Below are 22,495 nucleotides of genomic sequence, written 5' to 3'. Positions count from 1 at the left end.
TGAGGATGCGCCTATGAACAGCCACGGCCATCACCCCGATAATCCGTCCTGCGTCATCACCTGCGCCTACTACGACGGCGACGGCAAGCGCCACGACATCAGCCTGGAGCAGATCAGCGATGTGCTGCAGCGCCCGGATGGTTTTGTCTGGGTCGGCCTTTACGAACCGCAGGAATCGGTGCTGCACAAACTGCAGGACGAGTTCGGCCTGCATGACCTGGCGATCGAGGATGCGCTCAAGGCGCACCAGCGCCCCAAGGCCGAGAGCTACGGTAATTCGCTGTTCGTGGTGGTCAACACGGCGCAGCTGGTCAACGAGCGTATCCGCTATGGCGAGACGCATGCATTTTTGGGTGCACGCTTCCTGCTGACCGTGCGCCACGGCGCGTCGCTGTCGTATGCGCCCGTGCGGCATCGGGTCGAACGCGAGCCTGCGATGCTGCGCATGGGCGCCTCGTTCTGCCTGTACGGCGTGCTCGATTTCGTGGTCGACAACTACCTGCCGATCATGGACGAATTCCGCGACACGCTGGAAGGCCTGGAAAAGGACATCTTCGCCGACAACTACAAGCGCGAGACGGTGGTACGCCTGTATGAGCTCAAGCGCGAACTCAACAAGATGCGGCTGGTGGTGGCGCCCCTGCAGGACGTGCTGTCGCACCTCAAGCGCAATCCCGGCTCGCTGATCCACGACGAGGTCGGCATCTATCTACGCGACGTGCTCGATCACGCCGTGCGCACCAACGACGCCATCGACACCTTGCGCGAGATGCTGGGCACCGCACTGAGCGTGAACCTGTCGATGGTGACGCTGGCCCAGGGCGAAACGGTCAAACGCCTCGGCGCCTGGGCCGCCCTGCTCGCCGCACCCACGCTCATCACCAGCTGGTACGGGATGAATTTCACCCACATGCCCGAGCTCGACGAGCGCTATGCGTATCCGCTACTCGTGGCCGGCGTGGTCGGCTCGTGCGTGGTGCTGTATCGCCTGTTCAAGCGTGCACGGTGGCTTTAGAGCCGCATCGTTGACCGCTGGTTTGTAGCTTGTGTTTCATGCCTTGCGCCATCGCGTCTAGCGTCTAGCGTCTAAGTATTGCTTTGCCGCTTTCAGCGGTTGGCTTCTAGCGGTTGGCTGTTGGCTTCCTCTCGCCCTGAAGCGAGCCGAGCACCGGCGCCGCACGTGGCCGGAGAAGCGCCCTGTCTGAGCGTAGAGAGTCTGGACGCCGTGCCGCGTGTGGCGAGGAGCGCAGGGGACCGGTGCGGCGTTATCGCACCGGATCGTGTCGGGCGATATCGTTTCGGTTACTTTTGCCAAAACAAACGTGACTGGCGCCGAAAAGCGCACAAGCTCTTGCGCTTGCTTTGTAGCTCCCGTTCAAGACGCTGCGCTCGCAGGCGTTCGTTTCAGCACCCACCAACTCGCGCGTGTAATCCATACCCTCAGCCGCCCTTCGGGCACGTTCTCCCGCTGGGAGAAGGAACCGCGCTGGCCGTTGCGAATCCCGGTTTTGCGAATCCCGAATCACCAAGCCCCGGCCTCAAGTCACATAGATCGTCTTGATATTCATGAACTCGTGGATGCCGTGATCGGCGAGTTCGCGGCCAAAGCCTGAGCGTTTGATGCCGCCAAACGGCAGCCGCACATCGCTCTTGACCACAGAATTGACGAACGCCGCGCCGCACTGCAATTGCTGGGCGACGCGTTCGCCGCGCTTGGCGTCGGCGGTCCACACGCTGCCGCCCAGGCCGAAGGTGGTGTCGTTGGCCACACGCACCGCTTCTACTTCATCGGCAACCCGAATAATCGAGGCGACCGGGCCGAAGAATTCTTCGTCGTATGCCGGCATGCCAGGGGCGACATTGTCGAGAATCGTTGCCGGATAACCGGCATGCGAGCCGGCGACGGGCTTGCCGCCCAGCAAGACCTTGGCACCCTTTTCCACGCTGGCCTGCACCTGCTTGTGCAGTTCGTCGCGCAGGTCGGCACGTGCCATCGGCGCCAGCGTGGCGTTCTCTTGCTGCGGGTCACCGAGGACACGCTTGGCTGCCGCGGCGACGAAGCGCTCAATGAACCGGTCGGCAATCGCGTCCACCACAATGAAACGCTTGGCGGCGATGCAGGTCTGCCCGCTATTGTCGAAGCGCGACTGCACGGCCGATTGCACGGTGTGGTCCAGATCGGCGTCTTCCAGCACCACGAAGGCATCGCTGCCGCCCAGTTCCATCACGCACTTCTTCAGCTGGTCGCCCGCATTTGCGGCCAGCGAGCGGCCGGCACGTTCGCTGCCGGTCAGCGTCACCGCGGCGATGCGGTCGTCGCGCAGCACGTCGGCGGCTTGGTCGTTATCGATATGCAGCACATCGAACACGCCCGGTGGAATCCCGGCGGCGTCCAGCACCTCCTTCATGGCATCGGCGCAGCGCGGCACATTGCTGGCGTGCTTGAGCAGCGACACGTTGCCGGCCATCAGGCTTGGCGCCAGAAACCGGAAGGCCTGCCACAACGGAAAATTCCACGGCATCACCGCGAAGACGCAGCCCAGCGGCTCATAACGCACATAGCTGGATTGCGCTTCGGTGGGAATATCGCGCGGCGCCAGGTACTCGGCGGCATGGTCGGCGTAATACGCGCAGGCCTGCGCACACTTGTCGACCTCGGCCAGCGCCTCGCGGCGCAGCTTGCCCATTTCGGCCGTCATGATGCGTTGCAGGTCCTCACCTCGCTTGGTCAGCTCTTCGCCGACCCGGCGCAGCAACGCGCCACGCTCGCCCAGCGGCAACGCGGCCCAGGCCGGAAATGCCTTGGCGGATGCAGCCAGACGCGCTTCGATGGCAGCGGCGTCCAGGGTCTGCTGGGTGTGCTCGACCTGGCCGGTGGCGGGGTTGACAGTGTCGTAGGCCATGAGGTTCTCCAGTAGCAAGGCCGCCATGCTAGTCGCCGGAAAGTTGTAGCCGCGTCACAACCGCCTGAAATCGCTGCAACGCTGTGTTTGCCGGCACCGTGACGCAATGCCGCACCTTCATCGCACAACGCGAATTTCATACCATCTGAATGCCGCTCCAGCGCAACGTAAACGGAACGAGGACTGCCCTGCCCCATGTTTCAACCGCGCAAAGTGCCCTGGCATCGCGTGATTGGAAATGCATTCATGGAAGATGACCACGATGCGCCGGAATCTCATTGTTCTGGTTGTACTTGGCATCAGCGCATGCCTTACTGGATGTACCTCCTTTCAGGAGTTCTTGCGTGGGCCGCGGCCCGGTCCGGCCGGGTCTGTCACCGTGACCTGCACCAGCCTGATGCCCGATCCCGCGCAACCCTGCGATGAAGAGGCATTGCGCGCCTGCGCAGACACCGCGATCCGCCAACTCATCACCGCGCGTTCGTCGCCGAACACGGTCACGATCTTTCCAGAGAAGCGCAAGTCCAGGGACGACGGCAAGGACAGCGGCAGGAACCGCGCCGACGAACACCCCAGAGTCGAGCAGCATGGCTACAACATCAGCGCCGAATATCAGTGCTACCTGACCAAGCCGCAGCCCTGGAACAGCGGTTACACGCCACAACCCAGGTAAGCGCCGCCGATTGAACTATTGCGCGCATCGGCCGGCAGGTGCAGGACGCGTTCGGAATCGACCTGCCGCTTTCTCGCACGTCGGCGCTTAGGCACTGCGTCTTTCTGGCGGCCGATTGCTGTGGTGCTTTGGCGACGTCAACGTTGGCGCGCGCTCACGCCATGGCTTGTTGCGCCAGTTGCGCATCGCGCAAGCGGCGTTTTTCGCTGCGCGCCAGCAACCACCAGCCGATCGCCGCGGCCATCGACACCGCCAGCACCATCACCGTGGCGAGGGCGTTGATCTTCGGGCTGATGCCCAGGCGCAACGAGGAAAACACCTTGATCGGCAAGGTGGTGGAACTGGGCCCGGCCAGGAAACTGGCGATCACGACATCGTCCAGCGACAACGTAAATGCCAGCAGCCAGCCCGATGCCAAGGCCGGCGCGATGATCGGCAAGGTGATCAGGAAAAATACCTTCACCGGTGTGGCACCGAGATCCATCGCGGCTTCTTCCAGCGAGCGGTCCAGCTCCTGCAGCCGCGACGAGATCACCACGGTCACAAACGATACGGTGAAGGTGACATGCGCCACCCAGATCGCCACGGCGCCGCGCGGCGCGATGCCGAGCACGCCGCCCATCGACACCAGCAACAGCAGGATCGACAAACCGATGATGACTTCGGGCATGACCAATGGCGCGGTAATCAGTGCGCCGAACAGGGTTTTGCCGGGGAAACGCCGCATGCGCACCATCGCCATGGCGGCCATCATGCCCAGCACTGTCGCTGCGCAGGCCGTCCAGAACGCCACTTCCAGGCTGACCCAGGCTGCGTCGAGCAATTGCCGGTCGCGCAGCAATTCGCCGTACCACCTGGTCGAAAATCCGCCCCACACCGTTGCCAGACGTGAGGCGTTGAACGAATACACCATCAGCAACAGGATCGGCAGGTACAGGAACCCGAAGCCCAGCGCGAGTACGCTGCCGCCGAGCAGGCGCCCACTGAGGGAGGCGCGCATCATGTCAGCCGCCCTTCCAGCTCACGCTGCTGGTAGCGGTGGAAGATCAGGATCGGCAGCAACAGCAGCAGCAACATCACCGTCGCCACGGCCGCTGCCACCGGCCAGTCGCGGTTGTTGAAGAACTCGCCCCACAGCACGCGCCCGATCATCAAGGTGTTCGGCCCGCCCAGCATTTCCGGAATGACGAACTCGCCCACCGCCGGGATCATCACCAGCATGCAGCCGGCCACGATGCCGTTGCGCGACAGCGGTAAGGTGATACGCACAAACGCGTGCCACGGCCGCGCGCCCAGGTCGTAGGCCGCTTCGAGCAGGCGGTTGTCGTGCTTGACCAGATTGGCGTACAGCGGCAATACCATGAACGGCAGATAGCAGTAAACGATGCCGATGTAGGCGGCGATTGGCGTGTACAGCAACTGCAACGGCTGCTTGATCACACCCAGCGCCAGCAGTGCCTGATTGAACACGCCATTGCCATCGAGTATGCCGATCCACGCGTACACGCGGATCAGGAACGAGGTCCACGATGGCAGCACCACCAGCATCATTGCCACGTTGCGGGTTGCCAATGACAGCCGCGCGATCACGTAAGCCATTGGGTAGCCGATCAACAGCGCAATCGCGGTAGAAATAGCCGCGATCTTGATCGAACTCAGGTAAGCGGCCACGTACTGGCTGTCACGCAGCAGTGCCAGGTAATTGCCCAGATGCAGCTTGACGCTGACTGCGCCATCGGCCGCATACGCGAACAGCGGCGTATACGGCGGCATGGCGGTGGCGCGCTCGGCGAAAGAAATTTTCAGCACGATCAAAAACGGAATCGCAAAGAACACCAGCAGCCACAGATACGGTGCGGCAATGACGCCCCAGCGCGCACCCGGCATTGCCGCGCGGAGCAGGCGCCGCATCATGCGGTGAGCACCACGCCGTCGTCTTCGCCCCAGCCCACCCACACGGTGTCGCCCCAGGTCAGCGCCTCGCTGGCCCAGCGTTGGCGATTGGCGAAGTTGGCCATCAGCTTGACCCCACTCGGCAAGCGCAGGTGATACACCGAATGGCTGCCGAAATAGGCGATGTCTTCGATCACGCCCTGCGCCTTGTTGCATGCCTGCGTTGGCTCGTCCTTGCCGATGGCGAGCTTTTCCGGGCGCAGCGCGAACGCCACCGCCTGCCCTTCGAAGCCGGTGATGCCGTGACCGATGCGGATGCACGCGTGGAATGCAGACGTCTTCAAGGTGACGTAATCGGGCGCGTCGTCGGCGATGACCGCCTCGATCAGATTGACCGAACCGATAAACTCGGCCGCGAAGCGATTGGCCGGTTGCTCGTAGATTTCGTCGGGCGTGCCGACCTGCTGAATCCAGCCCTGGTCCATCAGCGCGATGCGGGTGGCCATCGTCATCGCCTCTTCCTGATCGTGGGTGACCATGACGCAGGTGACGCCCGAGGTTTCGATGATGTTGACCAGCTCCAGCTGCATCTGCGAGCGCAGTTTTTTATCCAGCGCGCCCATCGGTTCGTCCAGCAACAACAGCTTGGGGCGCTTGGCCAGCGAGCGCGCCAGGGCCACGCGTTGCTGCTGCCCGCCGGAGAGCTGATGCGGCTTGCGCTTGGCCAGCGCGCCAAGCTGCACCAACTCGAGCATCTCGCCGACACGGGTGGCGATCGCAGCCTTGGGCAAGGCTTCCTGCTTCAACCCGAAGGCGATGTTCTGCTCCACGCTCATATGCGGAAACAGCGCATACGACTGGAACATCATGTTGATCGGGCGTTCGTACGGCGGCAGCGCCTCGATGGGCTGACCATCCAAGACGATGCGCCCTTTAGTCGGGCGCTCGAACCCCGCAAGGCAGCGCAGCAGTGTGGATTTGCCACTGCCCGAGCCGCCCAGCAGCGCGAAAATTTCACCCTTGCGGATCTGCAGGCTGACATCGTCGACCGCAACGAATCCGTCGAACTCCTTGCGGACCTCATGGATGCTCAGATAGCCGCTGTCATCAGGGGCAACCTGCGGCTGTGGCGTGGTCTCGGGGGATACCATCGAACCTCTCACTCTTCCCAATGCGGGCCGCCACTACGGCGACCGACCACCATCATGGCAAAGCTCGACCGCAGCGGCGCGCTTGAACCCGCCGCGCAGCTGCCACGCGCGCCTGGCAGCTGCGCAGGCGCTTTGCCAGCGGCACTCAGCGCGCCTGCTGCGCCTGTTCACTCCAACCCAGACCCAGACTCTTCTGCAGGGCGACGTAGCTCACCAGCAATTGCACCTGCGCCTGCGCGGCGGCGTCCTGCGCCGACAACTGCTGGCGCTGTACATCCAGCAGATCGATGGATGAGGTAGCGCCGGCATCGCGACGTTGCTGCATCAACCCGGCCGACCGTCTCGCCGAGGCTTCGGCCTGGCGCGCGACCACCAGTTGCTTGCGTGCCGAACCGAAGCGCGCCAACGCCGAATTGGCATCCTGCAGCGCAGCCAAGACCGTACCTTCATACGCCGCTTCCCGACCGGCATTGCCGGCGCGTGCCTGTTCCACCTGCGCGCGGGTCTTGCCGAAATCGAAGATCGACCAGCGCAGCATCGGCACAGCCAATGTCGTCAGCGCATCGGAATTGAAATCGCTCGGCGAACCGGCGACCCAACTCAGCCCGCCCAGCAGACTCACCTGCGGGAAATAGCCGTTCAAGGCCTCGCCGATCTGCGCACTGGACGCGGCCAGCTCGCGCTCGGCCTTGCGCACGTCCGGGCGTCGCCGGATCAACGCGCCGGCATCGTCCACGCGCACCTCGCTGGGCAACATCGGCAGCGGCTGCGGCGTGGCCAGCTGCGCATCCAGTGCGCCGGGCTCGCGCCCGACCATCAGCGCCAGCTGGTCCAGCGCTTCCTGCGATTGCATTTCCAGCGGAAGACGTTGCGCCTGCTGCTGCTGCACCTGGGTGGCGATCTGCTCGACCTGCAGGTCCGACGCGGCGCCCTGTCCACGCCGTTGCTGCACCAACTGCAACGTCTGGCGAATCTTGCCCAGGTTGGCATCGGCAATCGCCAGGCGCGCCTGCAAACCGCGGTAGTTGAGGTAGACCTGCCCTACTTCGGCAGCCAGCTGCACTTGCGCATCGGCCAGCTCGGCTTCGGAGGCCTGCGCCTGTGCGAGCGCACCTTCGGCGGCGCGGCGGCGGCGGCCGAAGAAATCCAGCTCCCAACTCGCATCGAAACCGGCGCTGTAGATCTGGGCCTTGTCCAGATCCAGCGCTTGGTTGCCGTTAGCCGGCGGCTGACCGGCCTGGCCTTGCTGCTGCAGCCCACCCAGCGTATCGACAATGGCCTGCGGGGGCTCGGCGTAGGCATACAGCGCGCTGGCGTTGAGCTTGGGCAGGCGCTCCGCGCGGCGTTGCTGTGCCAGCGCGCGGTTGGCGCGCAACCGCGCCTGCGCGGCGCGCAGGTTGGGGCTATCGGCCAATGCCTGGGTAACCAACTGGGTGAGGGTCGGGTCGTGCAGCTCCTCCCACCAGTGGTTCAACGGTGCAGCTGCCACAACGTCCGCACCACTGGCACGCAGAAGGGCCGGCGCCTGTATCGCCGCATCGGCCACGGCCGGCGGCTTGGTGTAGTTGGGGCCGAGCATGCAGCCGCCGAGCATCAGCGTGCTCAACGCCACAGCCAATGGCATGCGGATCAGGCGCATGGACTCAGTGCATTGCAAGGTGCGCCCCCTTGGGTAACGGCTTGAGCAAAAAAGCCAGCGGAATCGTACAGACCACGATCACGCCGAAGATCCAGAACAGATCGCTATAGGTCATCACCAAGGCCTGCTGTTGCACCAGCCGGGCCAGCTGCGCGACCGAGCGAATAGCCGCCTCGCCGCCAGCGCTGGCCTGCATCTGTGCAGTGATCCCCGCCAGAAAATCCTGCGCACGCGACGAATTGGCAGTGACGGCGCTGCCGATGGTTTCGGTATGGAACGTCATGCGGCGCTCCTGAAAGGTGGAGATCAGCGCCAGACCGACCGAGCCGCCCAGGTTGCGGCCGGCGTTGAACAGGCCCGAGGCATCGCCCGCCAGTTCCGGCGGCACCGACGAAATCGCCGCCTGATTGAGCGACATCATCGCCAGCGCCAGGCCACAGCCCTGCAGCAGCTGCCCGGCGACAAAATGCGTGCCCACGGTGTCGGCGGTCAGGGTCAGATTGACGAAGCAGGCAGCGGCAAAACAGATCAGCCCGGCAATCACCAGGATGCGCACGTCCACCGTTTCCAACAGCTTGGGCATCATCGGCATCAGCAGCACGGTCGGCAGCCCGGACAACAGCAGCACATATCCGGCCTGCTCGGTGTTGTAGCCCGAGATCACCGCCAGGAACTGCGGAATCATGTACATGACGCCGAACAGGATCATGCCCACCGCCATCACCATGATGAAGACCGCACCGAAGCTGCGATGCACCAGCAGCGACAGGCGGATCACCGGAGGCCGGCGCCGGAACTGGCTGATGACCAAGGCGATGAATCCGCTCAACGCAATCAGGCTCAGTGTATTGATCTCGCTGGACTCGAACCAACGCTCGCGCTGGCCTTCTTCCAGCACCACGGTCAGCCCGCCCAAACCAGCGGTCAGCCCGTAAATTCCCAGCCAATCGGCATTGAGCAGGCCTGCCCAATCGCCTTTCTCATGCTTGAGGCCGAGCAGCAGCAGCGCCACCAGGCCGACACAGATCGGCACGTTGATGAAGAACGCGTAGTGCCAGCTGACGTTTTCGGTGAGCCAGCCACCGAGCAACGGGCCGATCACCGGGCCCATGATCACGGTCATGCCGAACAGGGCGGTGCCCATGGTTTGCTGACTCGGCGGCAGCCGGGTCGCAACGATGGTCAGCGCGGTGGGGATCAGCGCACCACCGGCCAGGCCCTGCCCGACCCGGCCGATGATCATCATGCTCAACGAGGTCGACAGCCCGCACACCACCGAAAACGCGGTGAACATCACCGCGCAGATCAGCAGGAAGTTGCGCAGGCCCAGCGTGCGCACGAACCAGCCGGTCAGCGGGATCATGATGATCTCGGCCACCAGGTAGGCGGTGGAAATCCAGGTGCCTTCGGTGCCGCTGGCGCCGACTTCGCCCTGGATGGTGGGCAGCGCGGCGTTGACGATGGAGATATCCAGCGTCGCCATGAACGAGCCGATGGTGCCGGCCAGCACGGCCAGCCAGGCGCCCGGCTCGGCCTTCTCGCTGGCAGCCTTGCCGCCGGCGCTCTGGCCGGTGGCTGCCGCTGCACTCACTGCGCGCGCTCCTGCTCCTGCACGCGATCGGATTCTGCTTCGGCACGCTGCTTGGCGTCCTTGGCCGAGCGCGTGTCGACGGTGACTTCCACCGACATGCCAGGCACCAGCACCTTGCGCGCCTCGTCACCGGCCAGCACGCGGATGCGCACCGGCACGCGCTGCACCACCTTGGTGAAGTTGCCGGTGGCGTTTTCCGGTGGCAGCAAGGCGAACTGCGAGCCGGTACCCGGCGACAGGCTTTCCACCTTGCCGTGCAGCTTCACCCCGGACAACGCATCGACCTCGATCTCGGCCGGCTGGCCGGGACGCATCAGTCCAACCTGGGTTTCCTTGAAATTGGCGACCAGATACAGCGATTGCTGCGGCACGATGGTCATGGTGCGGGTGCCAGCGCCAAGGAACTGGCCCACCTGCACAGTCTTGTCGCCGACCCGGCCGTGGATGCGACTGGTCAACCGGGTGTCTTCCACGGCCACACGCGCCTGGTCGGCATCGGCGGTGGCCTGCTTCACGCCGGCCTGCGCTTGTTCCAGCTGCGCGCGGCTGGCCTGAATCTGGCTTTCGCCAGCCTTGGCCTGCGCCTGCGCGGCGTCGTACTGGGCGCGTGCGCGGGCCAGATCGTGCTGCAGGCTTTCCTGATGTTCATGGGTGTCGGCGCCGGAGGCGGCCAATGGCGCAAAGCGCTTCACTTCCGCCTGGGCGAACCTGAGGCTGGCAGCAGCTGCGGTGACCTGGGTACGCGCCTGCAACAGCGCCGATTCCTGCGCGGAGACATTGGCGGTGGCAGCGACGATATCGGCCTGGCGTGCAGCAATGGCGGCTTCGGCCTGCTGCAGGGTGGCCTGATAGGTACGGTCGTCGATCTGCAGCAACGGCTGGCCGGCCTCCACGATCTGGTTGTCGCGCACCAGCACCTTGGTCACGTAACCGTTGACACGCGGCGCCACGGCGACCGAATCGGCCTGCAGATAGGCGTTATTGGTGTCCTGCATGTAGCGGCCCTTGATCAGGTAATAGGCCAGCCACACCACCAGCAAGATCAGCACCAGCAGCCCGACCAGAATCAGCGTCCACTTCACCTTGGGGTTCTTCAACGGCGAGGGCTTGGGCGACTCCTGTTCCTCGCGCGCGCCTGCGCCCTGCGCATCCGTGGCCGAAGACTGGCCGTCATTGGACTGATGGTCGTGATTGCTCAAAGGATGCGTCCTGTGTGATGGGCGAGACACGCCATGCAGCGGCCGCATCGGCGGCTTCAGCAACGGCGGCGCAACCATACAATTATTTGTACCGCCCAGTACAGATTACGTGATGAGCCGGTCAGGTGGCGCCTGGGCTGATGGTCATCTGAAGAAAGCGGCCGCAGGGATGAACCCCACGGCGCCGTATGCCCGCTCTGTTAGAGGGGAATGCCAGACCAGCGCCTCGCCACGCAGCGCTCTATCTCGCACTTCCGCACACGGCAACTCAACGACCGGTCTTGATCTCGGTCCACAGCCGCGTATACAGCCGGTCCACCTCAGGCGGATTGATGGCGTAGGTGAACATTTTGGCGGTCACGTCCGGCGGTGGATAGATGGTGGGGTCGTTGCGGATTGCCGCATCCACCAGCGGCGTGGCAGTGCGCACGGGGTTGGCGTAGTGGATGAAGTTGGTATTGGCCGCCGCCACGTCCGGCTTCAACAGATAATTGATGAAGGCGTAAGCGTTGTCCGGATGCTTGGCGTCCTTGGGAATGGCCAGCATGTCGAACCACTGCGGCGCACCCTCCTTCGGAATGGCATACGCCACCTTGATGTTGTTGCCGGCTTCCACTGCGCGGTCGCGCGCCTGGATGATGTCGCCTGACCAGCCCACCGCCAGGCAGGTATTGCCGTTGGCGAGCGAGGTCACGTACTGACTGGAGTGGAAGTTCTGCACATACGGGCGAATGGTCTTGATCAGCGCGGCAGCCTTTTCGATCTCGGCCGGCACGGTGCTGTGCGGATCCAGCCCGAGATAATTCAACGCGATCGGAATCATGTCCGAAGGCGTGTCCAGAATGGTCACGCCGCAATCCTTGAGCTTGGACAGATTCTCCGGCTTGAACACCAGATCCCAGCTGTTGGCGACATCGGTGCTGCCGAAGATCGCCTTGAGCTTGTCGACGTTGTAGCCGATGCCGGTGGTACCGATCATGTACGGCACCCCATACGCATTGTTGGGATCCTGCGCGGCGATGCGGCGCATGACATCCGGGTCCAGATTGGCCAGATTCGGGATCTTGCTCTTGTCCAATGGCAGGAACACACCGGCCTGAATCTGCCGGCCGAAGAAGTTCAGCGTGGGCACCACCACGTCGTAATCGCTGCCGCCGGCCAGCAACTTGGTTTCCACCATCTCGTCGCTGTCAAACACGTCATAGGTCACCTTGATGCCGGTGCTCTTTTCGAACGTGGGAATGGTGTCTTCGGCGATGTAATCGGAGTAGTTGTAAACGTTGAGCACCTTGGCCTGCGCATCGGCCTTGCCGGGCGCACCACTGCCGTCACAGCCGGACAACAGGGTGATGGACAGCGTCAGGGCGAGCAGTCGCAGCGTCATGTGGGTCTCCGGGGCAGCGCGATGTGGGCGGCCGGTGGCGAAGCCGGCCTTGCCCCAGCCTACGCACCGCGGCCTGGTTTGCCCAGCGCAGCCGGGGCTGGCACAGCAGGACATCGCCGCTTGGCGAGCGCGGCAGGTGCTGAGCGGCGCCGATGCTCGCGCATGAGCGTCACCGCTCTCTTCCATTCCCCAGCAGTGCTGGTGGTGCGTGCACGTCGCACTATCTGCCCAGCGCCTGCGCCGTGTCATCCAGCGCAGACCAGGCCTTCTCGAAGAGCTCATCGACCTGCGTGCGGGTGATGATCAACGGCGGCGACAGCAGCATGGCATCGTAGGTCGCGCGCAGGATCAGCCCGCGCCGCAGTGCGAAATCGCGGCACATCGCCCCGATCCGCCCGCGCCCCGGGAAATACACCCCGCGACGCTGCTTGTCCGGCACCAGTTCCAGTGCGCCGACCAGCCCGGCAATGCGCGCCTCGCCGACCAGCCGGTGCTCGCCCAGCGCAGCCCAGCGCTGCGCCAGGTACGGCGCAACCTGCGTGCGCGCGGTCTCGACAATGCCTTCGTCCTGCAGCAGGCGCAGGTTCTCCAACGCCACCGCTGCGCACACTGGATGCCCGGCGTACGTGCCACCGTGCGCCAGTTCGCCACCTTGGGTCTTGAGCACACCGGCTACGCGGTCATTGAACATCGCTGCCGCCAGCGGGATGTAGCCGGAGGTGATGCCTTTGGCCAGCGTCATCACGTCGGGCTGGAAGCCGAAATAGTCCGCACCGAACCACTCCCCGGTGCGCCCGAACCCGCAGATCACTTCATCGGCGACCAGCAGCACGTCGTAGTGCCGGCAGATCCGCTCGATTTCCGGCCAGTAACTGCGCGGCGGGAGATACACGCCGATCGCGCCCATGATCGGCTCACCGATAAACGCGGCCACATTTCCCGGCCCGAGTTCGAGAATCTTGTCTTCCAGACGACGCGCCGCAAGCAGCCCGTAACGCTCCGGATCCATCTCGCCGCCATCGCCGAAGTGATACGGTGGTGCGATGTGGTGGATATCGGCAATCGGCAACCCGCCCTGCTGATGCATCCCCTTCATGCCACCCAGGCTGGCCCCGGCCATGGTGGTGCCGTGATAGCCATCATGGCGGCCAATGAAGATGCGTTTTTGCGGCCGCCCCTGCACCGCCCAGAAATGCCGCACCAAGCGCACGATGGTGTCGTTGGCCTCCGACCCGGAATTGGCGAAGAACGCGTGATTCAGATCGCCGGGGGCCAACTCCGCCAGCTTGGCGGCCAACTGTATGGTGGGTTCGGTGGTGCATTGAAAGAAGCTGTTGTAGTAGGCCAGCTGCTCCATCTGCCGCGCCGCGGCCTGCGCCAGTTCCTTGCGCCCGTAGCCCACATTGACGCACCACAAGCCGCCGAACGCATCGAGCAACTGGTTGCCATCGGCATCCCACACGTACACACCATCACCACGGGTCAAAATGCGTGTGCCCTTCTGCGCCAATGCCGCGTTGTCGTTGAACGGATGCAGGTGATGGGCGGCGTCGAGCTGCTGCAACGCGCTGAGCACAGATGGATCCACGACCTACTCCGCGCGTGAGGAATCACAAGCATACCCGGGCCGTGTTGCTGCCTCGTGGACGGCATGACGCATGACAGTTGCGATCTGCTGCGTGCACGACACGTGGGCTTGGTGGGGAAGCCAGCCTTGCCAACGCCGTACCCTCATCCGCCCGTCGGGCACCTTCTCCCTGCGGGAGAAGGCAACTCCGCTCACGGCGCGGCGCAAGAACGCCTCACACATTCAACAACAAGAACTCCCGCTCCCACGAACTGATCACCCGAAAGAAGGTCTCGTACTCCTTCCGCTTCACCGAGATATAGGCCCGCACAAAGCGCTGCCCCAACATCTCCTGCAAGGCCTCGCAGCCTTCCAGCTCATCCAACGCTTCGCCCAGCGAGCGCGGCAAATCGTAGCCTTGCTCCTTGCCATTGCTGCTGATCGGCGCGGTCGGTTCGAGCTTTTCGCGAATTCCCAACAATCCACAAGCCAGCGTTGCCGCCATCGCCAGATACGGGTTGGCATCGGAGCCGGCGAAGCGACTTTCCACCCGCATGTTCTGCGGCGCATCGATCGGCACCCGCAGCCCGCACGTGCGGTTGTCGAAACCCCACAGCACATTGCTCGGCGACACCTCACCGAACATCAGTCGACGATATGAGTTGACGTTCGGGGCCAGCAGCCCCATCGCCATCGGAATGTATTTCTGCAACCCGCCCAGATAATGCGCAAAGGTATCGCTGAAGCCGCCCTCGCGTTTGCCGCTGAACACGTTCTTGCCGGTGCCGGCATGCAGCAGGCTCTGGTGAATATGCATCGCACTGCCGGGCTCGGTTTCCATCGGCTTGGCCAGGAATGTGGCGTACACGCCATGTCGCAGCGCAGCCTCGCGCATGGTGCGTTTGAACAGGAAGACCTGGTCCGCACGCGACAGCGGATCGGCATGGGTGAAGTTGACTTCCAGCTGCGCGGCACCGGATTCGTGGATCAAGGTATCAACGTCCAGTTCCATCGCATCGCAGTAGTCGTACATCAGGTCCAGGATCGGGTCGAACTCGTTGACGGCGTCGATCGAATACGACTGCCGCGCCGTTTCCGGGCGACCCGAGCGTCCTGCCGGCGGCAATAACGGAAAGTCGGGGTCGGTGTTCTTCTGCACCAGAAAGAATTCCAGTTCCGGCGCCACCACCGGTTGCAACCTGACCTGTGCGTAGGCATCCAGCACGCGGCGCAGCACATTGCGCGGGGCGAGTTCGTGCGGCTGACCATCCTTGGTATAGCAGTCGTGGATGACCTGCGCCGTGGGGTCTGCCGCCCACGGCACCATGCGCACGGTGCTGGCATCCGGACGCAGATGCATGTCCGAATCCGAAGGCGAGGTCAGTTCGTAATAGTCATCCGGAAAATCGCCGGTAACGGTGGTGGCGAAGATGCCTTCGGGCAGGCGCGTACCGTAATCATGCGAGAACTTGTCGGCAGGAATGATCTTGCCGCGTGCGTTGCCGGTGATATCCGGCACCAGGCATTCCACCTCGGTAATGCTGCGCTCCTTGAGCCAGCGGCGCAGCGCACTCTCCGGCTGCTTGGGCGTCGTTTTGCGCGAACGTGTACGGATGGACATGCAACCTCACTTGCCGCGTTGCGCGGCGTATTGGCGACAGGCCTCGCCGAAGGCCTGAAAGATGGCAAGGTAGAACGGATGCTGTGTGACGCGCCATTCCGGATGCCACTGCACCGCCAGCAGAAAGCCAGGGCCAGGTCCACGGAAGGCTTCGATCAAACCATCCGGCGCGGTGGCTTCGATCAACAGCCCCTCGGCCAGCAGGGCAATGCCTTGCCCATGCAGCGAATTCACCCACACCTCTGCGCTGTCGTTCATGCCGGCCAACCAGCCACCGGCATGCAGGTGAACCGCGTGCGCCGGGCCGTATTGCGTGTCCAACGGTGCCCTGCGGTCCTCGCGGTGGTCGGCCAGCCCGGGGACGTCATGCACGCGCTGATGCAGTCGCCCGCCCAGCGCCACGTTAACCTCTTGCAAGCCGCGGCAGATCGCCAGCACCGGCAGTCCGCGTGCCAGCGCCTGCGGGATCAGCCCAAGGGTGGTGGCATCGCGCGCCGGATCGTGCGGGTTGCCTTCCCAACTGGGCGCATCGCAGTAGTGATGCGGCTCCACATTGCTGACAGCACCGGTCAGCAGCAGCCCGTCCAAGCGCTCCAGCCACGTGCTTGCCTCCAATGCCGGCTGCAGGCTGGGCAACAGCACCGGCATCGCACCGGCGGCCTCGGCCACCGCGCGGATGTACTTCTCGCCGGCGGCCAGGAACGGGTGCGCCCCTTGCAGGATGCGATCGGTCGGCAGGCCGACCAGCGGAACGACAGCCATGCGCGAAAATCCAATGCGTTGGGTGGAACCTCGACACGGTCGAACTTACCGCGCCATCGCCGGCATTGCCAAGCGCGCCGCTGCGCTTGCGATTGCTCACGTGCGCTTTGCTACTCTGCGCGGCGACTTCGCAGGTGTTGCCCATGGCTTCCGAGAACTCCATCGCGTCCCTGCCCGCTGCCGATGCCGGCACCTTGGTACGCATCGCCGGTTGCGAAGCAGTCGATCTGTTATTGCCCGACACTAACGGCGTGCTGCGCGGCAAGCGCGTGACCGCCGATGCACTGAGCAAGGTCTATCGCGATGGCGTGTGCCTGCCGATGTCGCTGATTGCCACCGACATCACCGGCAACACCGTGGAAGAAACCGGGCTTGGCTATGCCATTGGCGATGCCGACCGCATCTGCCGGCCGATCGAAGGTTCGCTGCGCCCGGTGCCGTGGGCGCCACGGCCGATGGCGCAACTGCTGCTGGCGATGCATACCCCCGAAGGCGGGCTGTTCGAGGTTGCCCCGCGTGCGGTGTTGCAGCGCGTGTTGCAGGGATTTGACGCGCTCGGCCTGACCCCGGTGATCGCAGTGGAGCTGGAGTTCTATCTGTTCGATGCGGTGGCCGATGCGCAGGGGCGGCCGCAAACCCCGCGCGACCCGCTCACCGGCGAACGCAACGACAGTACCCAGGTGTATTCGCTACAGGATCTGGACGACCAGCGCGGCTTCACCGACGCAGTCACCGCGGCCTGCAGGCAGCAAGGCATTCCGGCCGACACCGCCGTCGCCGAGTACGCGCCCGGCCAGTTCGAAATCAATCTGCAACATCGCGCCGACGCGGTCGCCGCCTGCGATGAGGCGATCCTGCTCAAGCGCACCATCAAGGCGATTGCGCAGCAGCAGGGCAAGCTTGCCAGCTTCATGGCCAAGCCGTTCCCCGGCCAGGCCGGCAGCGGGCTGCATCTGCATGTGAGCCTGCTCGATGGCGCCGGACACAACGTGCTCGCAAGCGCAGCCGACGCACCTGCCGACCCGCTGCGCCACGCCATCGCCGGGCTGCAGCGGCATGCGGATGCCTCGCTCTTGATGTTTGCCCCGCATGCCAACAGCTATCGGCGCTTCGTCAGCAATGCCTTCGTGCCGTTGGATGCAAGCTGGGGTTTCAACAACCGCACAGTGGCACTGCGCATCCCGCATAGCGATGCACACAACACCCGTATCGAGCACCGCATTGCCGGCGCCGATGCCAATCCGTATCTGGCGGCTGCAGCCGTGCTTGCCGCGATGCTGGACGGCCTGCGCAAGCCAGCCGAACCCACTGCGCCCATCAGTGGCAATGCGTACGCGCAGTCGGTGTTCACCCCGCGCAGCTGGCAAGGCGCGGTGGATGCGTTTCTTGGCAGCGCCTTCATCGGTGAGCAGTTCGGCACGCAGTTCCAGCATGTGTTCGGCCAGCAAAAACAACGCGAGTTGCTCGACTACCAGGTGCAGGTGCCCGACCTGGATTATGCGCGGTACCTGCGCACCGTGTGATGGCTCGCCCGCACGCGCCCCTGCCGCACAGTGAGCCACCGGGCACCGGCTATCCGGACAGCTGGTACGCGCGCAGCACGCCGGCCCTGCCCCCGCAGCCACGCCTGCAAGGCGCCGAGCACGCCGATGTCTGCATCCTCGGCGGCGGCTATACCGGTCTGACCGCCGCGCTGGCGCTGGCCGAGGCCGGTTACACCGTCATCGTGCTGGAAGCCCGACGCGTGGGCTGGGGTGCGTCCGGACGCAATGGCGGCCAGGCCATCGTTGGCTACGGTTGCGAGCAGGAGACGCTGGAAGCGCTGGTCGGCAACGACGATGCACGCCTGCTGTTCGATTTCTCCCGGGACGGCATGCGCCTGCTGCGTGCGCGCATCGCCCGCCATGCCATCGCCTGCGACTGGCGCGACGGCCATGCACATGTTCCGCTGAAACCACGTCAGGCGCGGGCGCTGCAGCACGGCATCGTGCGCATGGCCGAACGCTACGCCTACCCGCTGGAATGGTGGGACCGCGCCCGTACCCGCCGGGTGCTGGATAGCCCGCTGTATCTGGGCGCGATGTTCGACCCTGCCAGCGGCCATCTGCATCCGCTGGCCTATGCGCTGGGCCTGGCACGAGCCGCGCTGGCCGCCGGCGTGCGCATCTATGAAGACTCTGCGGTAACCAGGCAGCAGCCAGGCACACGCGTGGTCATGCACACCGCCCACGGCAGCGTCACCGCCGGCTTCGGGGTGATCGCCGGCAATGCCCTGCTGCACGGCATCGCCCCGACGCTGGAGCACCGCATCATGCCGGTCGGTACCTATGTCGGTGCGACACCGCCGCTGGGCCAAGCGCGCGCACGCGCACTGATCGCCAACGACATGGCGGTGGCCGATACCAACTGGGCACTGGATTACTACCGGCTCAGTGCCGACCACCGCTTGCTGTTCGGCGGGCGTGCCAGCTACTCCTCGCGCCCGCCCGCGGGCCTGCAGCGCCTGATGACCCAGCGCATGCACACGATATTTCCGCAGCTGCACGATGTACCGCTGGAAACGCTGTGGGGCGGCTACGTGGACATCTCGCGCAACCGTGCACCGCATTGGGGCCGGCTGGCGCCCAACCTGTACTTCGCGCAGGGGTTCTCCGGGCATGGCGTGGCTGCCACCGGCCTGGCCGGCCATGTCATCGCCGAGGCCATCGCCGGCCAGAGCCAGCGCCTGGACGTGTTCGAACGCATCCCGCACCATCCGTTTCCGGGCGGGCAGCGGCTGCGCACCCCGCTGCTGGTCGCCGCGATGAGCTGGTATCGGCTGCGCGATGCGCTGTGGTGATCGGCGCGCTTTGGAACGCGGTGCTCAAGTTTTGACGAGCAGAGCCGTTAGCTGATCTGACGGTTTGATCCACACGGCCAGCCGATGTCCCCAGGTACCCTACATCGCAACAGTGAAAGCGCAGTCCTGCCGCAGCGTGTGCTGTTGGTGGAGAACTCGCGCACGTTCACCAGCATGCTGCGCGAAGCCATCGAGCAACGCGTGGAACTGCCGGTCACGGTCGTCTCGACCCTGACCGAAGCTGCGCGCGTGCTCGATGAAGAGGACGGCTGGTTCCTGGTTCTGACCGGCCTGGTACTGGTCGACGGCGACCGCGACAAGGTCGTGGAATTCTTTCTCTCGCGCAAACTGCCCACCGTGGTGGTCAGCGGCGTGTACGACGAAGATCTGCGCCAGCGCGTGCTGCAGCAACAGATCATCGATTACGTGCTGAAAAACGCACCGGGCAGCATCGAATACCTGGCCTGGCTGGTGCAGCGCCTGGAGCGCAATCGCCGAATCGCCGCCTTGGTGGTGGACGACTCGCTGTCAGCACGTACCTATGCCGGCGCGCTGCTGTCGATGTACGGCTACCGCGTGGTGCTGGCGGCCGACGGCGCTGCGGGGTTGGAAGCGATCGAACGCGACCCCGGCATTCGTCTGACCATCGTCGACCAGGAAATGCCTGGGATGGATGGCGTCGAATTCACCCGCCGGCTGCGTGCGATCCGCTCGCGCGACAAGGTGGCGGTGATTGGTATTTCCGGTAACAGCGATTCGTCGCTGATTCCGCGCTTTTTGAAGAACGGCGCCAACGATTTCCTGCGCAAGCCGTTTTCGCGCGAAGAATTCTTCTGCCGCGTTTCGCAGAACGTGGACCAGCTGGAACTGATCGGCACGCTGCAGGATCTGGCAACCCGCGACTTCCTCACCGGCTTGCCCAACCGGCGTTACTTCCTGGAACAAAGCCAGCGCGTCATTCCGACACTGTTGTCGCAGGACCAGACGGTGACCGCGGCAATGGTGGATATCGACCACTTCAAGCACATCAACGACACCTGGGGGCACGAAGCTGGCGACCAGGCGCTGCGTGCGGTGGCCGCCTCGGTCTCCGGGCATGCACGGCCGCAGGATCTGGTGGCGCGCTTCGGCGGCGAAGAATTCTGCTTACTGGTGCCCGGCCTGGATGCGGCCAACGCCACCAGCTATTTCGAGACGCTGCGTGAACGCATCAGCGCGCTGCGCGTGCGCGTGGGCGAGGAAACGCTGAGCATGACGGTCAGCATTGGCGTGTGCATCGCCAGCGAAAGCGACCAGTCGTTGCATCACCTGTTGAACGAAGCAGACAAGCACCTGTATCTGGCCAAGGCCGGCGGCCGTAATCAAGTGCGTCTGGCAAGCTGATCCTTGCGTCATCTGCCGGCCAAAGCAGACCGTTGCAGACGAAGCGCTTCACCACACGCCTTGACGCAGATCGACGCACTGGCGACACGTGCGGTTCACAGTGTGCCCGTCGCATTGGGCAAGCTGTTCCGATGGCACTGCCGGTTGGGCAGGACGATCTCAGACGTCATAGATCGTCAACACCGCGACTGCATGAACATGATCACGGCACTGCCATAGGGCCCTGATGCGCGATCGCACCCGCTCGATCCCGCGCCAACGCGTCGCTACGCAATCCGCACGATGGAGTGCCCACAGTTACCTGCGATCAACGCCGCCAGCGTCGCGCCACCACTAGCGCGATCAGGCTCAGCACTGCAGCACCGCCCAGGTAATACCCCACCGATTGTACGCCGTAGCTGGCCGCCAGCTGCGTCGCTACATAGGGCGCCGGCGCCGCGCCAAGAATGCTGGCCAGATTGAACGACAGCGATGCGCCGGTGTAGCGCACCTCGGTGGGATACAACTCGGCCAGCAGCGTGCCGCAGGGGCCATAGGTCAGCCCCATGAAGAAAAATCCCAGCGACAGGAATGCCAGCACCTGTAACGGGTGGCTGGCCTGAAACAGCGGCGCAAATGCCAAGCCGAAGGCCACGATCGCGATGCTGGCCAGCATCATCGCCAACGGCGCACCGTGGCGGTCGCCAAACTTGGCCGAGAGCGGAATGCCCAGCGCAAAAAACACGATGCTGGCCATCTGCAACAGCAGGAATTGTTCCTTGTCGTAGCCCAGCGTCTTGGTGCCGTAGCCGAGTGCGAACACCGTCATCAGATAGAACAGCACGAAGGTGGCGAACACGCCCAGCGTACCGACGATCAGTGCCGGCCAATGCTGCGAGACCACGGTGCCCAACGGCAACTTGACGCGCGTCTTGCGGTCCAGCGTCTTCTGGAAATCAGGCGTCTCGGTGATGCTCAAGCGCACCCACAACCCTGTCAGTACCAGCAACGCGCTGGCCAGGAACGGCACGCGCCAGCCCCACTGCATGAACTGCGCATCGTCCAGCACTGCGCCCATGCCCAGAAAGGTGCCGGTCGACAACAGAAAGCCCAGCGGTGCACCCAGTTGCGGAAACATGCCGTACCAGACGCGCTTGCCAGGCGGCGCGTTCTCGGTGGCCAACAGCACCGCCCCACCCCATTCGCCGCCCAGGCCCAGCCCCTGGCCAAAGCGGCACAACACCAGCAATGCGGGTGCAAACACACCGATCTGCGCGTAGCTGGGCAGCAGTCCGATCGCCACTGTCGACAGGCCCATCGTCAGCAGCGCTGCCACCAGCGTGGCCTTGCGCCCGACCCGGTCGCCGAAGTGCCCGAACACCGCTGAGCCCACCGGCCGCGCGACAAACGCCACCGCGAAGGTGGCCAACGATTGCAGCATCGCTGCACTGCCATCGCCGGCGGGAAAGAACAACGTCGGAAACACCAGCACGGCCGCGGTGGCATAGATATAGAAATCGAAGAACTCGATGGTGGTGCCGATCAAGCTGGCGAATAGCACGCGCGCAGGTGAATTGGTGGGCGTGGCGAGCGGCGCGGCGGCAGTCATCGTTGATCGGCATCCGGGAACAAGACGGCCGATTCTGGCAGATCGCAGCGCCGCTTTGCGCAGGCTAGCCAGCCTCCAAAAAGTTACATGCGTGACCGACAGTGCTGCGGGACGATGTCTTTTCGCTCTGATACCACTGTGTTCGTATAGGTGCCTAAAAAGCCGAGCCAGCGATCGTGAACTGTGACGCCTGCAGTTCGGGCCTCTGTGCGGCTTGGCTGCAGGGCCCCAAGGGCGAAGCCGCACGGCCGTCGCATCACGAGCCGCTTTTATAGAGCGCCGGTCACCTCGTGGTGCGGTGC

The 22,495-nt window shown here is 64.3% G+C and carries 17 protein-coding genes; 5 read left to right on the top strand and 12 right to left on the bottom strand.

What is annotated here, in order from left to right:
* The first annotated feature begins 13 nt into the window (after positions 1–13).
* The gene (locus M0D43_RS20350) at positions 14–1,015 is read left to right on the top strand and encodes a magnesium and cobalt transport protein CorA (RefSeq protein ID WP_101363818.1); all 1,002 of its coding nucleotides are present in this window, start codon (positions 14–16) and stop codon (positions 1,013–1,015) included.
* A gap of 523 nt (positions 1,016–1,538) precedes the next feature.
* Here M0D43_RS20350 and M0D43_RS20345 read toward each other — a convergent pair.
* The gene (locus tag M0D43_RS20345; RefSeq protein ID WP_260807554.1) at positions 1,539–2,903 is read right to left on the bottom strand and encodes an NAD-dependent succinate-semialdehyde dehydrogenase; all 1,365 of its coding nucleotides are present in this window, start codon (positions 2,901–2,903) and stop codon (positions 1,539–1,541) included.
* Between the two features lie 253 nt (positions 2,904–3,156).
* Between M0D43_RS20345 and M0D43_RS20340 the strand changes: the two genes are divergently transcribed.
* A complete protein-coding gene (locus M0D43_RS20340) occupies positions 3,157–3,576 on the top strand; it encodes a hypothetical protein (protein ID WP_252162785.1) in 420 nt (139 codons plus the stop codon).
* Between the two features lie 154 nt (positions 3,577–3,730).
* Here the strand turns inward: M0D43_RS20340 and M0D43_RS20335 are convergent, their stop codons facing one another.
* The 10 genes from M0D43_RS20335 to M0D43_RS20290 form a co-directional block, all read right to left on the bottom strand.
* Entirely contained in the window at positions 3,731–4,579 is an 849-nt protein-coding gene (locus M0D43_RS20335) for an ABC transporter permease subunit (protein WP_252162784.1), read from the bottom strand.
* Positions 4,576–5,487: an ABC transporter permease subunit gene (locus M0D43_RS20330; RefSeq protein WP_252165138.1), complete on the bottom strand. Its 912-nt coding sequence runs from the start codon at positions 5,485–5,487 to the stop codon at positions 4,576–4,578. Before M0D43_RS20330 ends, M0D43_RS20335 begins: the two co-directional genes overlap by 4 nt.
* Positions 5,487–6,620, bottom strand: a complete 1,134-nt coding sequence (locus M0D43_RS20325) for an ABC transporter ATP-binding protein (RefSeq protein WP_252162783.1) — start codon at positions 6,618–6,620, stop codon at positions 5,487–5,489. Before M0D43_RS20325 ends, M0D43_RS20330 begins: the two co-directional genes overlap by 1 nt.
* Before the next feature lie 145 nt (positions 6,621–6,765).
* Positions 6,766–8,259, bottom strand: a complete 1,494-nt coding sequence (locus M0D43_RS20320) for an efflux transporter outer membrane subunit (protein WP_252162782.1) — start codon at positions 8,257–8,259, stop codon at positions 6,766–6,768.
* Between the two features lie 4 nt (positions 8,260–8,263).
* Positions 8,264–9,850 carry an MDR family MFS transporter gene (locus M0D43_RS20315; RefSeq protein WP_252162781.1) on the bottom strand — a complete coding sequence of 529 codons (1,587 nt, stop codon included), beginning with the start codon at positions 9,848–9,850 and terminating at the stop codon, positions 8,264–8,266.
* On the bottom strand, positions 9,847–11,049 hold the full coding sequence (locus tag M0D43_RS20310; protein ID WP_260807553.1) for an HlyD family secretion protein: 1,203 nt from the start codon (positions 11,047–11,049) through the stop codon (positions 9,847–9,849). Before M0D43_RS20310 ends, M0D43_RS20315 begins: the two co-directional genes overlap by 4 nt.
* A gap of 268 nt (positions 11,050–11,317) precedes the next feature.
* Positions 11,318–12,433 (bottom strand): polyamine ABC transporter substrate-binding protein, encoded by a 1,116-nt coding sequence (locus M0D43_RS20305; protein ID WP_252162780.1) that lies wholly within the window; start codon positions 12,431–12,433, stop codon positions 11,318–11,320.
* Between the two features lie 220 nt (positions 12,434–12,653).
* The gene (locus M0D43_RS20300; protein WP_260807552.1) at positions 12,654–14,021 is read right to left on the bottom strand and encodes an aspartate aminotransferase family protein; all 1,368 of its coding nucleotides are present in this window, start codon (positions 14,019–14,021) and stop codon (positions 12,654–12,656) included.
* Between the two features lie 214 nt (positions 14,022–14,235).
* Positions 14,236–15,621, bottom strand: coding sequence for a glutamine synthetase family protein (locus M0D43_RS20295; protein ID WP_252162778.1), 1,386 nt, complete (start codon positions 15,619–15,621; stop codon positions 14,236–14,238).
* 6 nt (positions 15,622–15,627) lie between these two features.
* A complete protein-coding gene (locus M0D43_RS20290) occupies positions 15,628–16,383 on the bottom strand; it encodes a gamma-glutamyl-gamma-aminobutyrate hydrolase family protein (RefSeq protein ID WP_252162777.1) in 756 nt (251 codons plus the stop codon).
* 143 nt (positions 16,384–16,526) lie between these two features.
* Here M0D43_RS20290 and M0D43_RS20285 point away from each other — a divergent pair, with 143 nt between their 5' ends.
* The 3 genes from M0D43_RS20285 (at position 16,527) to M0D43_RS20275 (ending at position 20,605) form a co-directional block, all read left to right on the top strand.
* Positions 16,527–17,906, top strand: coding sequence for a glutamine synthetase family protein (locus tag M0D43_RS20285; RefSeq protein ID WP_260807551.1), 1,380 nt, complete (start codon positions 16,527–16,529; stop codon positions 17,904–17,906).
* On the top strand, positions 17,903–19,222 hold the full coding sequence (locus M0D43_RS20280) for an NAD(P)/FAD-dependent oxidoreductase (protein WP_260807550.1): 1,320 nt from the start codon (positions 17,903–17,905) through the stop codon (positions 19,220–19,222). The genes M0D43_RS20285 and M0D43_RS20280 overlap by 4 nt, the downstream gene beginning before the upstream one ends.
* A gap of 84 nt (positions 19,223–19,306) precedes the next feature.
* Positions 19,307–20,605 (top strand): diguanylate cyclase, encoded by a 1,299-nt coding sequence (locus tag M0D43_RS20275; protein ID WP_260807549.1) that lies wholly within the window; start codon positions 19,307–19,309, stop codon positions 20,603–20,605.
* Between the two features lie 307 nt (positions 20,606–20,912).
* Here M0D43_RS20275 and M0D43_RS20270 read toward each other — a convergent pair whose 3' ends face one another.
* Positions 20,913–22,193 (bottom strand): MFS transporter, encoded by a 1,281-nt coding sequence (locus M0D43_RS20270; protein ID WP_252162773.1) that lies wholly within the window; start codon positions 22,191–22,193, stop codon positions 20,913–20,915.
* Positions 22,194–22,495 lie beyond the last annotated feature (302 nt).

The sequence above is a fragment of the Xanthomonas prunicola genome (genome assembly GCF_025266575.1).
GTDB classification, from domain to species: domain Bacteria; phylum Pseudomonadota; class Gammaproteobacteria; order Xanthomonadales; family Xanthomonadaceae; genus Xanthomonas; species Xanthomonas prunicola.
The sequence above is the reverse complement of the archived record's forward strand: the minus strand, read 5'-3'. Positions and strand labels throughout refer to the sequence as shown.

Excerpts from the sequence above, each read along its gene's own strand:
- M0D43_RS20350 (WP_101363818.1), top strand. The coding sequence starts at position 14 with ATGAACAGCCACGGCCATCACCCCGATAATCCGTCCTGCGTCATCACC.
- M0D43_RS20345 (WP_260807554.1), bottom strand. The coding sequence starts at position 2,903 with ATGGCCTACGACACTGTCAACCCCGCCACCGGCCAGGTCGAGCACACC.
- M0D43_RS20340 (WP_252162785.1), top strand. The coding sequence starts at position 3,157 with ATGACCACGATGCGCCGGAATCTCATTGTTCTGGTTGTACTTGGCATC.
- M0D43_RS20335 (WP_252162784.1), bottom strand. The coding sequence starts at position 4,579 with ATGATGCGCGCCTCCCTCAGTGGGCGCCTGCTCGGCGGCAGCGTACTC.
- M0D43_RS20330 (WP_252165138.1), bottom strand. The coding sequence starts at position 5,487 with ATGCGGCGCCTGCTCCGCGCGGCAATGCCGGGTGCGCGCTGGGGCGTC.
- M0D43_RS20325 (WP_252162783.1), bottom strand. The coding sequence starts at position 6,620 with ATGGTATCCCCCGAGACCACGCCACAGCCGCAGGTTGCCCCTGATGAC.
- M0D43_RS20320 (WP_252162782.1), bottom strand. The coding sequence starts at position 8,259 with ATGCGCCTGATCCGCATGCCATTGGCTGTGGCGTTGAGCACGCTGATG.
- M0D43_RS20305 (WP_252162780.1), bottom strand. The coding sequence starts at position 12,433 with ATGACGCTGCGACTGCTCGCCCTGACGCTGTCCATCACCCTGTTGTCC.
- M0D43_RS20295 (WP_252162778.1), bottom strand. The coding sequence starts at position 15,621 with ATGTCCATCCGTACACGTTCGCGCAAAACGACGCCCAAGCAGCCGGAG.
- M0D43_RS20290 (WP_252162777.1), bottom strand. The coding sequence starts at position 16,383 with ATGGCTGTCGTTCCGCTGGTCGGCCTGCCGACCGATCGCATCCTGCAA.
- M0D43_RS20285 (WP_260807551.1), top strand. The coding sequence starts at position 16,527 with ATGGCTTCCGAGAACTCCATCGCGTCCCTGCCCGCTGCCGATGCCGGC.
- M0D43_RS20275 (WP_260807549.1), top strand. The coding sequence starts at position 19,307 with ATGTCCCCAGGTACCCTACATCGCAACAGTGAAAGCGCAGTCCTGCCG.
- M0D43_RS20270 (WP_252162773.1), bottom strand. The coding sequence starts at position 22,193 with ATGACTGCCGCCGCGCCGCTCGCCACGCCCACCAATTCACCTGCGCGC.